This window comes from Nocardia sp. AB354 (assembly GCF_049538315.1).
Classification (GTDB): Bacteria; Actinomycetota; Actinomycetes; order Mycobacteriales; family Mycobacteriaceae; genus Nocardia; species Nocardia nova.
The window spans coordinates 178,383-192,739 of the sequence record NZ_JBMVFU010000016.1; the positions used below are offsets into that span (position 1 = coordinate 178,383).

The 14,357-nt window shown below is 68.4% G+C and carries 12 protein-coding genes; 8 read left to right on the forward strand and 4 right to left on the reverse strand.

The features are described from left to right. The first annotated feature begins 11 nt into the window (after nucleotides 1-11). Nucleotides 12-1,550, forward strand: coding sequence for a phytoene desaturase family protein (gene crtI / locus ACPCUW_RS23120; RefSeq protein ID WP_104366222.1), 1,539 nt, complete (start codon nucleotides 12-14; stop codon nucleotides 1,548-1,550). Nucleotides 1,551-1,560: 10 nt separating this feature from the next. Continuing rightward, complete coding sequence (locus ACPCUW_RS23125; protein ID WP_423427052.1) at nucleotides 1,561-2,493, forward strand: phytoene/squalene synthase family protein; 933 nt, start codon at nucleotides 1,561-1,563, stop codon at nucleotides 2,491-2,493. Here ACPCUW_RS23125 and ACPCUW_RS23130 read toward each other — a convergent pair. Genes ACPCUW_RS23130 through ACPCUW_RS23140 form a run of 3 tightly spaced genes read right to left on the reverse strand, consistent with a single transcriptional unit; the run spans nucleotide 2,488 to nucleotide 6,076 of the window. Then, on the reverse strand, nucleotides 2,488-3,960 hold the full coding sequence (locus tag ACPCUW_RS23130) for an SDR family oxidoreductase (protein WP_423427054.1): 1,473 nt from the start codon (nucleotides 3,958-3,960) through the stop codon (nucleotides 2,488-2,490). The genes ACPCUW_RS23125 and ACPCUW_RS23130 overlap by 6 nt on opposite strands. A 24-nt stretch (nucleotides 3,961-3,984) precedes the next feature. Next, nucleotides 3,985-5,307: a cryptochrome/photolyase family protein gene (locus ACPCUW_RS23135; RefSeq protein WP_064902398.1), complete on the reverse strand. Its 1,323-nt coding sequence runs from the start codon at nucleotides 5,305-5,307 to the stop codon at nucleotides 3,985-3,987. 58 nt (nucleotides 5,308-5,365) lie between these two features. After that, nucleotides 5,366-6,076: a lipocalin family protein gene (locus ACPCUW_RS23140; RefSeq protein ID WP_423427056.1), complete on the reverse strand. Its 711-nt coding sequence runs from the start codon at nucleotides 6,074-6,076 to the stop codon at nucleotides 5,366-5,368. A gap of 249 nt (nucleotides 6,077-6,325) precedes the next feature. Between ACPCUW_RS23140 and ACPCUW_RS23145 the strand changes: the two genes are divergently transcribed. From ACPCUW_RS23145 to ACPCUW_RS23155, 3 genes are all read left to right on the forward strand, one after another. After that, a complete protein-coding gene (locus ACPCUW_RS23145) occupies nucleotides 6,326-7,192 on the forward strand; it encodes a MerR family transcriptional regulator (RefSeq protein ID WP_423427057.1) in 867 nt (288 codons plus the stop codon). Between the two features lie 179 nt (nucleotides 7,193-7,371). Beyond that, nucleotides 7,372-8,403 (forward strand): hypothetical protein, encoded by a 1,032-nt coding sequence (locus ACPCUW_RS23150; RefSeq protein ID WP_423427059.1) that lies wholly within the window; start codon nucleotides 7,372-7,374, stop codon nucleotides 8,401-8,403. 4 nt (nucleotides 8,404-8,407) lie between these two features. Further along, a complete protein-coding gene (locus tag ACPCUW_RS23155) occupies nucleotides 8,408-9,178 on the forward strand; it encodes an SDR family NAD(P)-dependent oxidoreductase (protein ID WP_423427061.1) in 771 nt (256 codons plus the stop codon). Nucleotides 9,179-9,186: 8 nt separating this feature from the next. On the opposite strand, the gene ACPCUW_RS23160 is transcribed toward ACPCUW_RS23155, so the two are convergent. Continuing rightward, nucleotides 9,187-11,301: an MMPL family transporter gene (locus tag ACPCUW_RS23160; protein ID WP_423427062.1), complete on the reverse strand. Its 2,115-nt coding sequence runs from the start codon at nucleotides 11,299-11,301 to the stop codon at nucleotides 9,187-9,189. Nucleotides 11,302-11,399: 98 nt separating this feature from the next. Between ACPCUW_RS23160 and ACPCUW_RS23165 the strand changes: the two genes are divergently transcribed. From ACPCUW_RS23165 to ACPCUW_RS23175, 3 genes are all read left to right on the forward strand, one after another. Then, complete coding sequence (locus tag ACPCUW_RS23165; RefSeq protein WP_423427064.1) at nucleotides 11,400-11,915, forward strand: MarR family winged helix-turn-helix transcriptional regulator; 516 nt, start codon at nucleotides 11,400-11,402, stop codon at nucleotides 11,913-11,915. 133 nt (nucleotides 11,916-12,048) lie between these two features. Then, entirely contained in the window at nucleotides 12,049-13,248 is a 1,200-nt protein-coding gene (locus tag ACPCUW_RS23170) for a PucR family transcriptional regulator (RefSeq protein ID WP_423427065.1), read from the forward strand. Nucleotides 13,249-13,422: 174 nt separating this feature from the next. Next, a partial coding sequence (locus tag ACPCUW_RS23175) for a dihydrolipoyl dehydrogenase family protein (RefSeq protein WP_423427067.1) occupies nucleotides 13,423-14,357 on the forward strand: 935 nt, incomplete at its 3' end.

Sequence of the window (14,357 nt, forward strand, 5' to 3'; positions counted from 1 at the left end):
GGAGGAAGACCATGCGCACGACCATCGGTCTCAGCAACCATATCGTCGTAGTCGGAGCGGGGCTGGCCGGACTGTCGGCGGCGCTGCACCTGGCCGGCCGCGGCCGCAAAGTCACCGTGCTGGAACGGGATTCGGTTCCCGGCGGCCGCACCGGTCGCGTCGATGTGGACGGCTACCGTCTCGACACCGGCCCTACCGTGCTGACCATGCCACACCTGGTCGAGGAGACGTTCGCCGCGGTCGGCGAGCAGATGGACGACCGCCTGTCGCTGGTGCCGGTGGATCCGGCCTACCGGGCCCATTTCGCCGACGGGCGTCAGCTCGAGGTTCACAGCGACGCCGAACGCATGGCCGCGGCGATCACCGAGTTCGCCGGAGCCGCGCAGGCTGCCGGATACCGGCGACTGCGCGCGTGGCTGACCCAGCTCTACCGGACCGAGTTCGACTCGTTCATCGGGGCGAATTTCGACTCGCCGCTCTCGGCGCTGCGTCCTTCGCTGGCCCGACTGGCGGCGATGGGAGGATTCCGCCGCTGGGACCGTGCGGTCGCACAGCACATCGACGATCCGGAACTGCGGCGGCTGTTCACCTTTCAATCCCTGTATGCCGGCGTCGCGCCCAGGAGGGCGATAGCGGCATACGCGGTGATCGCCTATATGGACACGATCGCCGGCGTCTGGTTCCCGCGCGGCGGGATGCGAGCGCTACCCGACGCGCTCGCCGCGGCGGCGCAGGACGCCGGCGTCGAGATCCGCTACGACACCGCCGTGGCGAGCCTGGACCGCACCGGATCCCGGATCCGCACAGTCGTCACCGATACCGGCGAGCGCATCCCGTGCGATGCGGTCGTGCTCACCACCGAGTTGTCCGATACCTACCGGCTGACGGGCCATTCCCCGCGCCGCCCGCTGCGTCCCACGGCGGCACCGTCCGCGGTCGTGCTGCACGTCGGCTGCGAGGCGATGCCCCGAGCGGCGCACCACCATCTGCTCTTCGGCCGCGCCTGGGACGAAGCCTTCGACGACATCATCGCTCGCGGCAGCGTCATGACAGATCCGTCACTGCTGGTCACCAGGCCCACCGCGGGTGACCCGAGCCTGGCCCCACCCGGACGCGACCTGCTCTACATCCTCGCTCCGGTACCGAATCTCGTTCGCGGACCGATCAATTGGGACCGCTTCGGCCCCGCCTACGCCGAGGAGATTCTGACCACCGTCCAGGATCGCTTGCCGATCCCACTGACCGATCCCCGGTTGCTCCACATCACCACTCCTGCCGACTGGGCGCGGCGCGGCATGCTGGCCGGAAGCCCCTTCGCGTTGGCCCACACCGTCACCCAAACCGGCCCCTTCCGCCCGGCCAATATGATCCGCGGACTCGAGAACGTGGTGCTGGCGGGCGGTAGCACCGTCCCCGGTGTCGGCATACCGCCCGTGCTGATTTCCGGCCGGCTCGCCGCGGACCGCGTCACCGGACCGATGCCTTCTGCACTGCCCGCACGCCGACGCGCGTCCGCCCTGTCCACTTCGACCGCCGCCATCATCCGCTGATCGGAAACTCATGTCCCCCATCGCCTTTCTCGACAACGGCCGCGCCGATACCCAACTGCAGCAGTCCTATCGCGCCTGCCGGACGCTCAACGCCAGCCACGGCAAGACCTTCTTCCTCGCCACCCGGTTACTCGCCCCCGACCAGCGTCCGGCGATCCACGCGCTCTACGGCTTCGCCCGCCGCGCCGACGACATCCTCGACGACATCGACCCGAGCCGTCCGGTCACCGAGCGAGCGGCACGACTGGACGCGCTGGCCGCGCAGTTCACCAGCGAGGACGCCGACGCCGACGCCGTCCTCCCGGCCGTACTGCACACGGCGCACTCCTACCGCATCGCTCCGGCGCTGTTCGACTCGTTCCTGGAGTCGATGCGCATGGATCTCACCGTCACCGACTATCCGGATCGGCGTGCGCTGGACCGCTACGTCTACGGTTCCGCCGAAGTCATCGGATTACAGGTCTTGCCGGTGCTGGGCACGGTGTGCCCGGTGGACGAGGCCGCTCCCTACGCCGCCGCGCTCGGAAAAGCCTTCCAGCTGACCAACTTTCTGCGCGACGTGGACGAGGACCTGGTCCGAGACCGGGTGTATCTGCCGGCAGACGAACTGGCCGCCTACGGCGTCGACCGTGACCTGCTGCTGTGGTGTCAGGCGCACCGCCGCACCGACCCGCGCGTCCGGCGCGCTCTGGTCGCCCAGCATGCGCACACTCGCGACATCTACGACTACGCCCGCGCCGGTATCGCCTTGCTCGCGCCACGGTCGCGGCCGTGCGTCACCACCGCGCTCACCCTCTATTCGGAAATTCTGGATCGCATCGAGAGTCTGGATTTCGACATCTTCGTTCATCGTGCCCGCGTCGGTATCCCACGGCGTGCCGCGGTGGGCAGCCGCGGTCTCGCCCGCGCGCTCCGGTCCAGGCAGGCGCAGCCGGGGCTATGAAACCGGCTGCGCCGCAGCCTCTTCGGCCGCGCCCGTGATGTTGCGGGTCATCCCGCCGAAGATGAGCGCATGGAAGGGAACGATGGCCTTCCAGTACAGATGACCGGCCAGACCGTGCGGGTCGAATACGGCCCGCTGCCGGTAGACCGTGCCGCGCGCGTCCGTGTCCACGCTCAGCTCCAGCCATGCCCTCCCGGGCACCCGCATCTCCGCGCGCAACACCAGAGTGTGCGGTCGTTCGATGCGTTCCACACGCCACCAGTCCAGCGCCTCGCCGGCGTGCAGCCGATGCGGATCTCGCCTGCCCCGCCGCAAACCGACGCCGCCGGCCAGTCGATCGATCCAGCCGCGCAACGACCACGCCAGCGGAAACGAATACCAGCCGTATTCGCCACCGATGGATTCGATCACCGACCACAGCGTCGCCGGATCGGCTCGGGTGTGGCGTTCTCGCACATCGACGTAGAGGGAACCGCCCGACCACGCGGGATCGGTGGGCAGCGGGGACGACGGTTCACTACCGAGCTGATCGGCATCCGACCAGCGGGTGGGGACTTCGAGGTCGCGGATACGCGTCAACGCCAATTCGACCGCCGTGCGGTAGTCGATCAATCCCCGCGCCGGATCGGGGATGTGCTCGGCGATCGCGTGATCTTCGCAGACCACGTCGTTGACCAGCGATTCCATCAGCGGCACCGCGATCGCCTTGGGCACCGGGGTCACGAGATTGACCCATTGTGCCGAGAGCCACGGTGTGAGAACCGGGACCGGGACGATCACGCGCCGCGGCAGCCGCGCCACTTCCGCGTAATCGCGCATCATCTGTTCGTAGGTGAGCACATCCGGACCGCCGATGTCGAAAGCACCGCGCACATCCGGCGGCAGTTCGGCCGCCCGCGTCAGGTAGTACAGCACATCGCGCACCGCGATCGGCTGGATGCGGTTGCGGACCCATCGCGGCGTGACCATCACCGGGAGCCGTTCGGTGAGATAGCGCAGCATTTCGAAACTGGCCGAACCGGATCCGATGATCACGGCGGCCTGCATCGCAATCGCCGGAACCGATCCCGCGAGCAGGATGCGACCGACCTCGGCGCGGGAGGACAGGTGACGCGACAGTCGCTGGCCGGGCGGCACGATGCCGCCCAGGTACACGATCCGGCGTACCCCCGCTCGGGCGGCCTGCTCTGCCACCAGTGTCGCCGCGCGGCGGTCGACCTCGTCGAAATCCGTTCGCGTCAGCGAATGCACCAGGTAGTAGAGCACATCCGCGTCGGCGCAAACCGCGGCCACGTCCTCGGCGCTGAGCACGTCACCGCGCAGGACTTCCACGCTGTCGCGCCACGCGGCGTCGTCGAGTTTGGCGGGTGTGCGGGCCAGCACCCGCACCTCATGCCCCGCGGCCAGTAGCTCGGGCACCAGGCGGCCGCCGATGTAGCCGGTCGCACCGAACACCACACATCGCATACCGTCTCCTGATCACCGAATCGACTACATGCCGGGTACTTCCACAATCGGCGCCGGATAGGTCGCGTCATCGACGTCCTCGCGCCACGGCCGGTGCACCGCCGCACCGGACAGGTGGGCGAGTTCGGGCAACCAGCGCCGTACGTACGCACCCTCGGGGTCGAAGCGGTTCGCTTGCCGCAGCGGATTGAGTGTGCGATTGGGTCGGGTGTCGGTTCCGGTGCCCGCGACCCATTGCCAGTTCATCTGGTTGTTCGCCACATCACCGTCGACCAGCCAGTACCGGAAATGGGCCGCGCCGATCCGCCAATCCAACCGTAGCGTCTTGGCCAGGAACGATGCGGTGATCAGCCGCGCGCGGCCCGGCATCCACCCTTCGTCACGAAGTTGGCGCATCGGCGCGTCGACGATCGGGAAACCGGTGCGACCGTGCGTCCACGCCTCGAACGCCTGCTCGTCCTTGCGGACCTCGACCGGCCCCGGGCGGTAATCGGACCATGCCGCCGCGGGCCGGGCCGCCAGTACCTGATGATGAAAATCGCGCCAGGCCAACTGCCGGGCGAAACTGTGCGCACCCGGATCCGACAGGTCCAGGCGCGACACCACCTCCGCGGCGGACAGGCATCCGAAGTGCAGATACGGCGAGAGATGCGAGGTGGCGTCGGCCGCGAGATCGTCGTTGGTATCCGCGTACGCGGTGACCGCATCGGACAGCCAGCGGCGCAACATCTTTCGCCCCGTCGTCTCGCCTCCGACCCGCAGGTTGGGCGAAGCCCGCGCGGCGCGGAGCTTGTCGAGGTCGGGTTGTTTCCCGTCCAACGACGGCACGGTGAGATCTTTCGGCGGTGGCAGCGGACTGCGGTGGCGAGCGGTTTCCCAGCGCCGGAAGTACGGCGTGAACACCGCGAAATGATCGCGTCCGGTGCTCGGCTCGATCGCATCGATGTCCACGCTGGTCACCGTCGCGGGGTGCGTCTGCACGCGGCAACCGTGAGATTCGAGCCTGTCGCGCAGAGCCGATTCGCGGCGCTTGCCGTAGTGGCTGACCTCGGCGGCGAGATGCACCGACTCCGCCTGTGACTGGGCGACGATCCGCTCCACCTCGTCGACGACCTTGCCGCGCCGCAGCACGAGATGCCCGCCGCGCGCTCGCAATTCGCCGTCGAGCTCGTCCAGCGCGGCGGCGAGGAATCGCACCCGGTTGGGCGCGGCCTCCGAGCCGGTGACCAACGATTCGTCGAGGACGAACAGCGGGACCACCGCATCGCCGGCACGCTGCGCCGCGGTCAGCATCGGATTGTCGTGCACCCGCAGGTCACGGGTGAACAAAGCTATCGCCACACCCATCGCCACTCACCTCCACTCACCGGACTCGCCATGGCTGGTAGGTCGCATCGAGCCGAGCTCAGATCCGGCACAGCGGGGTGATGTCGTCTCGCCCGCCGGTCACCGGCGAGGTCAGGTACAGGCACGGCTGCTCACCGGCGGCGACGATCGCCGCGACGATCTGATTCCACTGGTCCGCGTCCAGTGCGGGCGTGCGAGACAGCACGAATCCGGAGATCCGGAAGGGGTCGGTGACGAGAGCCCAGGAGTAGTCCGGCCCGAGCGCGGTCACGATGTAGTTGGGCGGGCCGTCCAGGCTTTCCTGTGTCGGCACCCCGGGGAACGCGACGCGCAACTGTGCCCCGGTCACCGGATCGACCACGCGCGCCGCACCCTGAATGTCGTTGGGCGCACCCGACCACGTGGTGCACGAATTGTGAACGGACACATCACCGTTCGGAAGGGCGGCGTACTCGGCGCGCGTATCGCGAGCGCAGACGAGATTGAAAAACTGAGGAACCGCGGCGAGCTGATACCACGTTCCGACGTAACGGTTCAGATCGAGCGAGGGAACGGGAGCCGGTCCCGCCGCGGGCGTCGGACTCGCCCCCGCCGGTGCCGCGACGCCACCGAACACGACCGCCGCCAGGACGACGACACCGGCCAGCCGAGCCGGGCGCATCGCTGTCGCAGCGAAGAGGACCAGCCGACGGGCACCACCGGCCAGCATTCTCACCACCTTCCCGTCGATACCTCCGGGGCGGTCTACCTGCGAGCGATGTTCGAGCACCTGCGACTCCTCTGTTCGATGAGCATGGGTTCGACAACACTGCCGATCCTACAGCAATCGATGCGGAATCGATGCATAATGGGAGTGTCGTCCCCACGCCGCTCCGTAGTCGTCCCCCACCGCCGTCCCCTACCGCCGTCCCCTACCGCCGTCCCCTACCGCCGTCCACTACCGCCGTCCACTACCGCGCGGGCACCGCAGCACTGCGACCTTGCGGCGCCCATGCCCGTGAAAGGCAGAATGATCGTCATGTCCGATGCCTTGCCCCCCGACAACGACGCAGCCGGATTCTCGGTACGTACCGTCGCGGAACGCATCGGCATTCCGACCGCGACGCTGCGCAGTTGGAATCAGCGCTACGGCATCGGCCCCTCCCAGCATCGGCGCGGTCGCCACCGCCTGTACTCCGAAGCCGATATCGCCCGGCTCGAGCGCATGGTCGTACTCGTCCGAGGCGGATCGAGCCCGGCGCGAGCGGCCGAGTCCGTGCGCGTGCCACTGCCGGTCGCCGGAGACCACGCATCACTTCTCGAGGCCGCCTTCGCCTCCGACCCGACCACACTGCAGGCGTTGCTCTTCGCCCACATTCGCGCGTTCGGCGTGGCCGACACCTGGGACCGGCTGTGCCGCCCGGCCTTCGCCGAGATCGTCCAGCGGCAAGGAGCGGGCATCGGATGCATCGACGTCGAACACCTTCTGTCCTGGTGCATTACGGCCGCACTGCACCGCGCGGTCCCGCCCCCGGCCGACGCGTCCGCGTCCCCCGTACTGCTCGCCTGCACCAGCGGCGAAGCCCACTGCCTGCCACTCGAGGTCCTGCGCGCCGCACTCGCCGAACTCGACGTCCCGGCCAATATGCTGGGCCCCAACGTCCCCACTCCAGCCCTGGGCGATGCCCTCGATCGCAGCGCGTCGAGCTCGGTAGCGGTGCTGTGGTCACAGCAGGAATCGACCGCGCTCCTCTCGGCCGTGCGCACCTGCGCCGACCGCGGCACGCGCGTCCTGCTGGCGGGCCCCGGCTGGCAGCACGTACCCGCCCCGGACACCGCCGATATCGTCGACGACCTCCGGTCCGCGCTGAAAGAGCTGACCGGCGCCCACCCGGCGGAGGTGTAGCCGCAACGAGGCTGATCGGCGTCACCCGCCGGCCGGCGCGGCAGCAGAACTCCGCGCCCGGACAGCTCGGCAAGAGCCCGAGGGGCCTTGTCCCACCGCACGCGTAATGATAATTTTCGTAGAAGAGAATAACATTCTCATTCTCGCCGACACCACCGGCAGCTCGAAAGGTCGATCACGTGCGCGTCATTCAATGGACCACCGGGAAGGTCGGAAAGCTCAGTCTGCGCGGGATTCTCGACGATCCGCGGCTCGAGTTGGCCGGTGTCTACGCCTATTCCGACGACAAGGTCGGGGTGGATGCGGGCAGGCTGTGCGGCCGGCCGGAAACGGGGGTGCTCGCCACCGCCGATATCGATGCGCTGCTCGCGCTGGACGCTGATACCGTCCTCTATACGCCGTTCATGGCCGACCTCGACCATGCGACGCGGCTGCTCGAAAGCGGCCTCGACGTCATCAGCACCAACTTGTTTCTCAACGTCGGCGGGATTCGGGGCGAGACGGAGCAGAAGCTTGCCGCCGCCTGCGAACGCGGGAACAGCTCGCTGCACATCACAGGCATCAATCCGGGCTGGATCAACGCCGTGACCACCGCGTTGACCGCGGTGTGCCGTGACGTCCGGTCGATTTCGATCTCCGAATCGGCCGATGTCTCCGTCTACGAATCCGCGGAAACGTGGCAGGCCCTGGGTATTTCACGTCCCGAGGCCACCCCGGAACTGATCGAGATCGCGAAACTGTGGATGAGTACGTTCCGCGATTCCGTCCAGCGCATGGGCGTAGCCCTCGGCTACGAATTCGACGATATGGACTTCGCCATCGAGTACGCGACTGCCGCCGAAACGGTCGATCTGGGATGGATCCGCATCGAGAAGGACACCATCGCCGCGGTGCGTGGCGGATGGGCCGGAAAGGTCGGCGAGAAATCCGTCGTTCGCTCGAACGTCGCGTGGTACCTCACCGACAAGCTCAATGAGAGCTGGGAATTCGACGACGACCACTACCACATCGTCATCGACGGAGAGCCCGAGGTGCGGACCCGGATCAGATTCGTCCCACCGGACAGCTGGGGAAATCACGAGTGGGACACCATGACCGCGATGCCCGCGGTGAATTCCGTTTTCGACGTCGCCCGAGCGCCCGCCGGTATCTCGACGTTGAAAGAGGTGGGATTGCCCTGCGCGCCCGCCGATCTGTGGCTGTCGCGGTGACGCCATGGGATATGCCGACGAACTGTTCGATCTGACCGGCAAGGTGGTTCTGGTCACCGGCGGCAGCCGCGGGCTGGGACGAGAGATGGCCTTCGCCGCCGCGCACTGCGGTGCCGACGTGATCATCGCCAGTCGCAACTACGACAACTGCGTGGCGACCGCCGGGGAGATCGCGGAGAAGACCGGCCGCGCCGCCATGCCCTACGGCGTGCACATCGGTCGCTGGGATCAACTCGACGGGCTGGTCGACGCCTGCTACGACCGGTTCGGCCGGGTCGATGTCCTCATCAACAATGCCGGAATGCAACCGGTGTACGACGATCTGCCCTCGGTGAGCGAGAAACTGTTCGACGCCATCATCGCCCTGAATCTCAAAGGGCCGTTTCGATTGTCGGCACTCGTCGGCGAGCGCATGGTCGCGGCGGGCCGCGGATCCATCGTCAACGTCAGCTCCACCGGTTCCATCCGGCCGCGCCCGTCGATCGTGCCCTATGCCGCCGCCAAGGCGGGACTCAATGCCATGACCGAGGGTTTGGCCCTGGCATTCGGCCCGGCCGTCCGAGTCAACACCCTGATGGCAGGGCCCTACCGCACCGATGCCACGGCCGGATGGGATCTCGACGACCTCGCCCCGGACGACAACCCGTTCGCCGCCCACGCCCTCCAACGCATCGGCCGGCCCAGCGAAATCGTCGGAGCCGCACTGTTTCTCGCCTCCGACGCCTCCAGTTACACCACCGGATCGATCCTCCGCTCCGACGGCGGCATGCCGTAGAGCCCCGTTCAGCGGCTCTGTTCCGCCGTCGACGCGCTCGCGGCGACCGACGGCGCCGACGGTCCGGAATCGGCCGGCGCCTCTCGGATCCAGCGCCCCGGCCACCAGATTCCCGGACCGATCAGCGCGAACAACGCGGGTATCACCAGGGTTCGAATGACGAAGGTGTCGAGCAGGATTCCGACGCCGACCACGATGCCCAGCTGGGTCAGAGTGATCAGTGGCAGGACGCCGAGGACAGCGAACACCGCGGCCAGCACGATTCCGGCGCTGGTGATCACCCCGCCCGTGGAGCCGACCGCGCGGACGATGCCGCCGGTCACGCCGTGGCCCGGTGTCTCCTCACGGGCACGGGTGACCAGGAAGATCGTGTAGTCGACGCCCAGCGCCACCAGGAACAGGAAGGCGAACAGCGGCACGTTGGTGTCCAATGCCGGAAAGCCGAACACGTAGGTGCTGAGCAGGCTTCCGATGCCCAGTGCGGCCAGGGCGCTGAGCACGGTGACCGCGACCAGCAGGAGCGCGGCCGGCACTGCCCGCAACAGCACCAGAAGTACCAGCAGGACGACCACCAGAACGAGCGGCATGATCACGAGCTGATCGCGCCGGGCCGCGTCCCGGGTGTCCAGGGCGACGGCATCGGAGCCGCCGACCAGCGCCTCGGCGCCGGGCACCGAGGACAGTGCGGTGCGAAGGCGACTGACACCGGCGAATGCCGCCTCGGAGGCGGGTGGCGCGTCCAGGATCACCGACCAGCGCGTCAACCCGTTGTCCGAGACGCCGGTCGGTATCGCGCGCACGACGCCGGGAGTGCTGTCGAGGGCCGACTGCACGGCCGGCGCGGCGTCGGTGCGCGCCAGCACGACCGCTGGATCGCTTGCGCCGGAGGAGAAATGCTCGCTCACCGCACGCAGGCCGTCGACCGATTCCGCCTGCACGCGGAACTGCTCGGACTGTGCGAGCCCGACATGGGCGAACGGAAGCGCGGCAGCACATGCGGCCGCGACGAGCAGAAAGACGCCGGCCACCACGCCGGGCCGCCGTACTACCTTCTCCGCGACGGTGTGCCAGGCGCCGGAGGTCGCGGTGTCATGGCCGTCGACACGAGGAACGAACGGCCAGAACACCTTTCGACCGCACAGCGCCAGCGCCGGAGGCAGCGCGACGAGGACGAAGACCGCCGCGATCAGAAGCCCCACCGCCCCGAAGGCGCCCAGTCCGCGAGTGTTGGGCAGCAACGCGAGCAGCAGTATCAGCAGGGCCAGCACAACCGTCAGATTGCTGGCGAGCACCGCGGGCCCGGCTCGCCGAACGGCGATCCGCAGCGCCGCCCGATGGTCCTCGGTCCGATACAACTCGTCGCGGTAGCGCGACACCAGCAGCAACGCATAATTCGTGCCGGCCCCGAAGACCAGGACGCTGGTGATTCCCGCGGTCGAACCGTCGAACGTCAGACCGCTCACCTGGGCGAGGGCATTACCCGCCGCCGATGCGACCCGGTCGGCGACCGCCACCACCGACAGCGGAATCAGCCACAGCACCGGCGAGCGATAGGTCGCTATCAGCAGCACCATCACCACGGCGGCGGTGACCGCGAGCAGCAGAGTGTTGGCGCCGGAGAAGGAATCGGCGATATCCGCGCCGAAGGCCGGGCCGCCGGTGATGCGCACCTGCAGGTCGGCGGGTGCGTCCGCACGCGCGGCCGTGCGCAACTCGTCGATCCGGTCGGTCAAGGCGAAGCCGTTCAGCTCGGCCGGGATCGGCGTCTGGCCGAGTGCGGCGCGCTGGTCCGGCGACATCACGATCCCCGGCCCGCTCGCACCGGAACGTATCCGGGTCAGGGCCGCATCGGCCTGCGCTCGATCTTCCGGGGTGAGGACTGCCCCGTCGGCGCGCGTGACGATCAGGACCGCTGCCGCCGAATCCCCACCGGGGAACTGCCGCAACAAACGCTGTACCTGCGCGGATTCGGCGTCGTCGGGCAGCGAATTCGGCGCCGAGCCACCCGATTCGCCGCCACCGGACAAGCCGAGCACCGCGACGGCGGCGACCACCATGGCTACCAGGACGAGCCACCCTTTACGCCCGGAGACGATCTGCGCATATCGATCCCATCCGCCCATGCGCAAACTATTTCAGAAACTGAAATAATTTGCAAAGGGTCGGGCTCCGAGCCGATACGCTGTGTGCACTGCGCGCAGGAACGAGAAGGGAGACAGAGGTGACCGAGAGTTCGATCGATGCGTCACCCACCGATCGCGGCGAACTCGAGACGGCGATCGCCCGCGACATCCGCGCGCTCACCGCCGTCTCGGATCGGATCTCGCATCTCTTCGCACATTCGAACGAATTGCGCCCCAACGACTTCCGCGCGCTCATGCATATCGCCACCGCCGACGCGGAAGGAACGCCGCTCACCGCCGGAAGGCTCGGAACGCTGCTGGGCGTCTCTCCCGGCGCGATCACCTACCTGATCGAGCGCATGATCGAGTCGGGCCATATCGAACGCGAACCCGACGACACCGACAAACGCCGGGTGCTGCTGCACTACAGCGATCACGGCATGAGCGTGGCCGCAGGCTTCTTCACCCCGATCGGCATGCGCACCCGGACCGCACTCGCCGGCCTGCCGGACGCCGACCTGCAAGCCACCCATCGCGTCCTGACCGCCATAGTCGGCGCCCTCCGCGACCACAGCGCGGCGATCACGTCCGAATCCGAGAAGCCGAACCGATAGGCGTTCCGGCCCGGTCCCAGCACCGCGCCGCGTAGGTCGTCCGACAGCCACCCGGTAACAGTGCGCAGGTCGAGGCCATCGGGCGACCGGCCGGTTGCGTCTGCGCGCCCACGCTGGACGTACTGTGACCGACGTGGCGCCCGTAGCAACCCCGGAACCCCTGCCCGACTCCGCGGAGTTGGCGAGGGCGTGCGGGAGCGACATCGACCAGCTCACCGCCCGGCTCATGGCGGCCGTGTTCACCGACGATCCGGAGTGGACGGACTATTCGGCGGTGAGCCGAGCGGATCTGCGGGACGGATGCCGGCGGTTCCTGACACGGGTGCTGGAACTGCTCGCGGCGAAAGGGGCCGGCGCCGAACGAGACGATGTGGCCGCCGCGATCGGCCGGCAGCGCGCCGCGCAGGGCGTTCCGCTCGAGGCCATGCAGCGCACCTTCCGCCTGGGCGGGCGCATCGTGTGGGAAGCCCTGATGGATCGCGGCGGAGCGATGTCACCTGCCGATTTCCGCGAAATCGGGACTGCCATGTGGGCGGTGGTCGACGGGATGTCCTCGGCGCTGGTGACCTCCTATCGCGGCGCCGAACTCGATCGCGTTCGACGCGACGAACGCCGCCGCCACGCTCTGATCGAAGACGTCCTCTCCGGGCGCGGCCGCGATGCCGTCTTCGCCGCGCACGCGGCACGCGAACTCGACATCCCCGCCGGCGGCGACTACCTGGTGCTCGTGGCTCGCGGTGAACCGCAGCCGCTGCGGCCGGGGACCGAAAGCGCGTTGGCGGCCATGGGGATTCGCTCGGTCCGCCACGATCGCGGCGATCACACGGTCGGCATCGTCGCGCTCGAACAGCATTCCCCGCAGCAGGCGGCGGAGGTGCTGGAACCGCTGGTTCTCGGGCGCGCGGGGCTTTCTCCGGCGGTCGAGGGGTTGGCCGAGATCGACGTCGCCCACACACTCGCCACGCTCGCACTGGATACCGCGCCGCGAGGTCGCGACGCCACTCTCACCCGCCTGGACGATAACTACCCGGAAGCCCTGCTGGTGCGCGCGCCCGATCTGGCGCAGCGATTGGTGCAGCGATCACTGGGCCCGATCCTGGCGTTGCCCGCGAAGGAGCGCGACATCCTGCTGCACACGCTGACGGTGTGGCTGGCCCAGAACTGCTCGGCAGCTCATGCCGCACCGCTGCTGCACTGCCACCGCAACACGGTCATCAACCGGCTTCAGCGCGCCACGACACTGCTCGGGCGGCCGCTGGAGGGCCCCCGCCACCAACTCGAACTCTCCCTCGCGCTCACCGCCCGCGAACTGCTCGAACGCCCGGCCGGCTGAGCCCTCGGCGCCGAGCAGCCGCGAGCGGAATTGGGCGCAGCGCCCAATCCCGAGCCGCAATTCCTGGGCTTGCCGGGAATTGTCGGGCGTCGGCGCACGGATAAGACTCCACACCTGATGACCCACACCGCAACCGGATTCGGGTCAAACGATTCAGGACGAGGAGCACCACAAGTGCCGGAATTCGATCTCTTGATCATCGGCGGCGGGCCGGGCGGGTATGTCGCGGCGATCCGCGCCGCCCAGCGCGGCCTGCACGTCGCCGTGGTGGAAAAGGAACGCCCCGGCGGGGTGTGCCTGAACTGGGGGTGCATACCCACCAAGGCCATGCTGCGCTCGGCGGAGGTATTCGAAACACTCAGCACAGCAGCCGATTTCGGGGTCAACGCCGACAACGTTCGCTTCGACTTCGCCGCCGTCCGCCGGCGCAAGGACAGCATCGTCGCGGAGCTGACCGGCGGCGTGGCGGGGCTACTGAAGGCCAACGGCGTCACCGTGATCGAGGGCCATGCCCGCTTCACGGGACCGACCACCGTGGAGATATTCGAGCCCGGTCCCTCGCCGGTCTTCGCCGACGGGCCCCGCTACGGCGCCGCCCCGGCCGGCACCGCGAGCCGCACGGTGACGGCCACCGACATGATCGTCGCTACCGGGTCCGTGCCCGCGCACCTGCCCGTTCCGGGCGCCGAGTTGCCGGGCGTGATCACCTCCGACGGCGCGTTCGGATTGTCCGAGGTGCCCGAGCGGCTCGTCGTCATCGGCGGCAGCGCGGTCGGCGCCGAATGGGCGGGGCTGTTCGCCACCTTCGGCGCGGACGTGACGATCGTGGAGATGCAGGATCGCCTGGTCCCGTCGGAGGACAAGGAGATCGGCGCCGCACTGGGCCGTGCGTTCACCACACGCGGCGTCAGCGTGCTGACCGGATGCACCGTCACCGGCATCGAGCAGAGTGGCGAGGCGCTGACGGTCGACGTCGACGGCGCGACGACTCGGAAAATCCAGGCCGACGTCGTACTCGTCGGCGTGGGCCGTCGTCCCAACACCGCCGATCTCGACCTGAAGTACGCCGGAATCGACACCGACGCACGGGGCTTCATCACCGTCGACGG

Bases quoted from the DNA above. Each gene is read 5' to 3' on its own strand.
- crtI (WP_104366222.1), top strand. From the start codon at position 12: ATGCGCACGACCATCGGTCTCAGCAACCATATCGTCGTAGTCGGAGCG.
- ACPCUW_RS23125 (WP_423427052.1), top strand. From the start codon at position 1,561: ATGTCCCCCATCGCCTTTCTCGACAACGGCCGCGCCGATACCCAACTG.
- ACPCUW_RS23130 (WP_423427054.1), bottom strand. From the start codon at position 3,960: ATGCGATGTGTGGTGTTCGGTGCGACCGGCTACATCGGCGGCCGCCTG.
- ACPCUW_RS23135 (WP_064902398.1), bottom strand. From the start codon at position 5,307: ATGGGTGTGGCGATAGCTTTGTTCACCCGTGACCTGCGGGTGCACGAC.
- ACPCUW_RS23145 (WP_423427057.1), top strand. From the start codon at position 6,326: ATGTCCGATGCCTTGCCCCCCGACAACGACGCAGCCGGATTCTCGGTA.
- ACPCUW_RS23155 (WP_423427061.1), top strand. From the start codon at position 8,408: ATGGGATATGCCGACGAACTGTTCGATCTGACCGGCAAGGTGGTTCTG.
- ACPCUW_RS23160 (WP_423427062.1), bottom strand. From the start codon at position 11,301: ATGGGCGGATGGGATCGATATGCGCAGATCGTCTCCGGGCGTAAAGGG.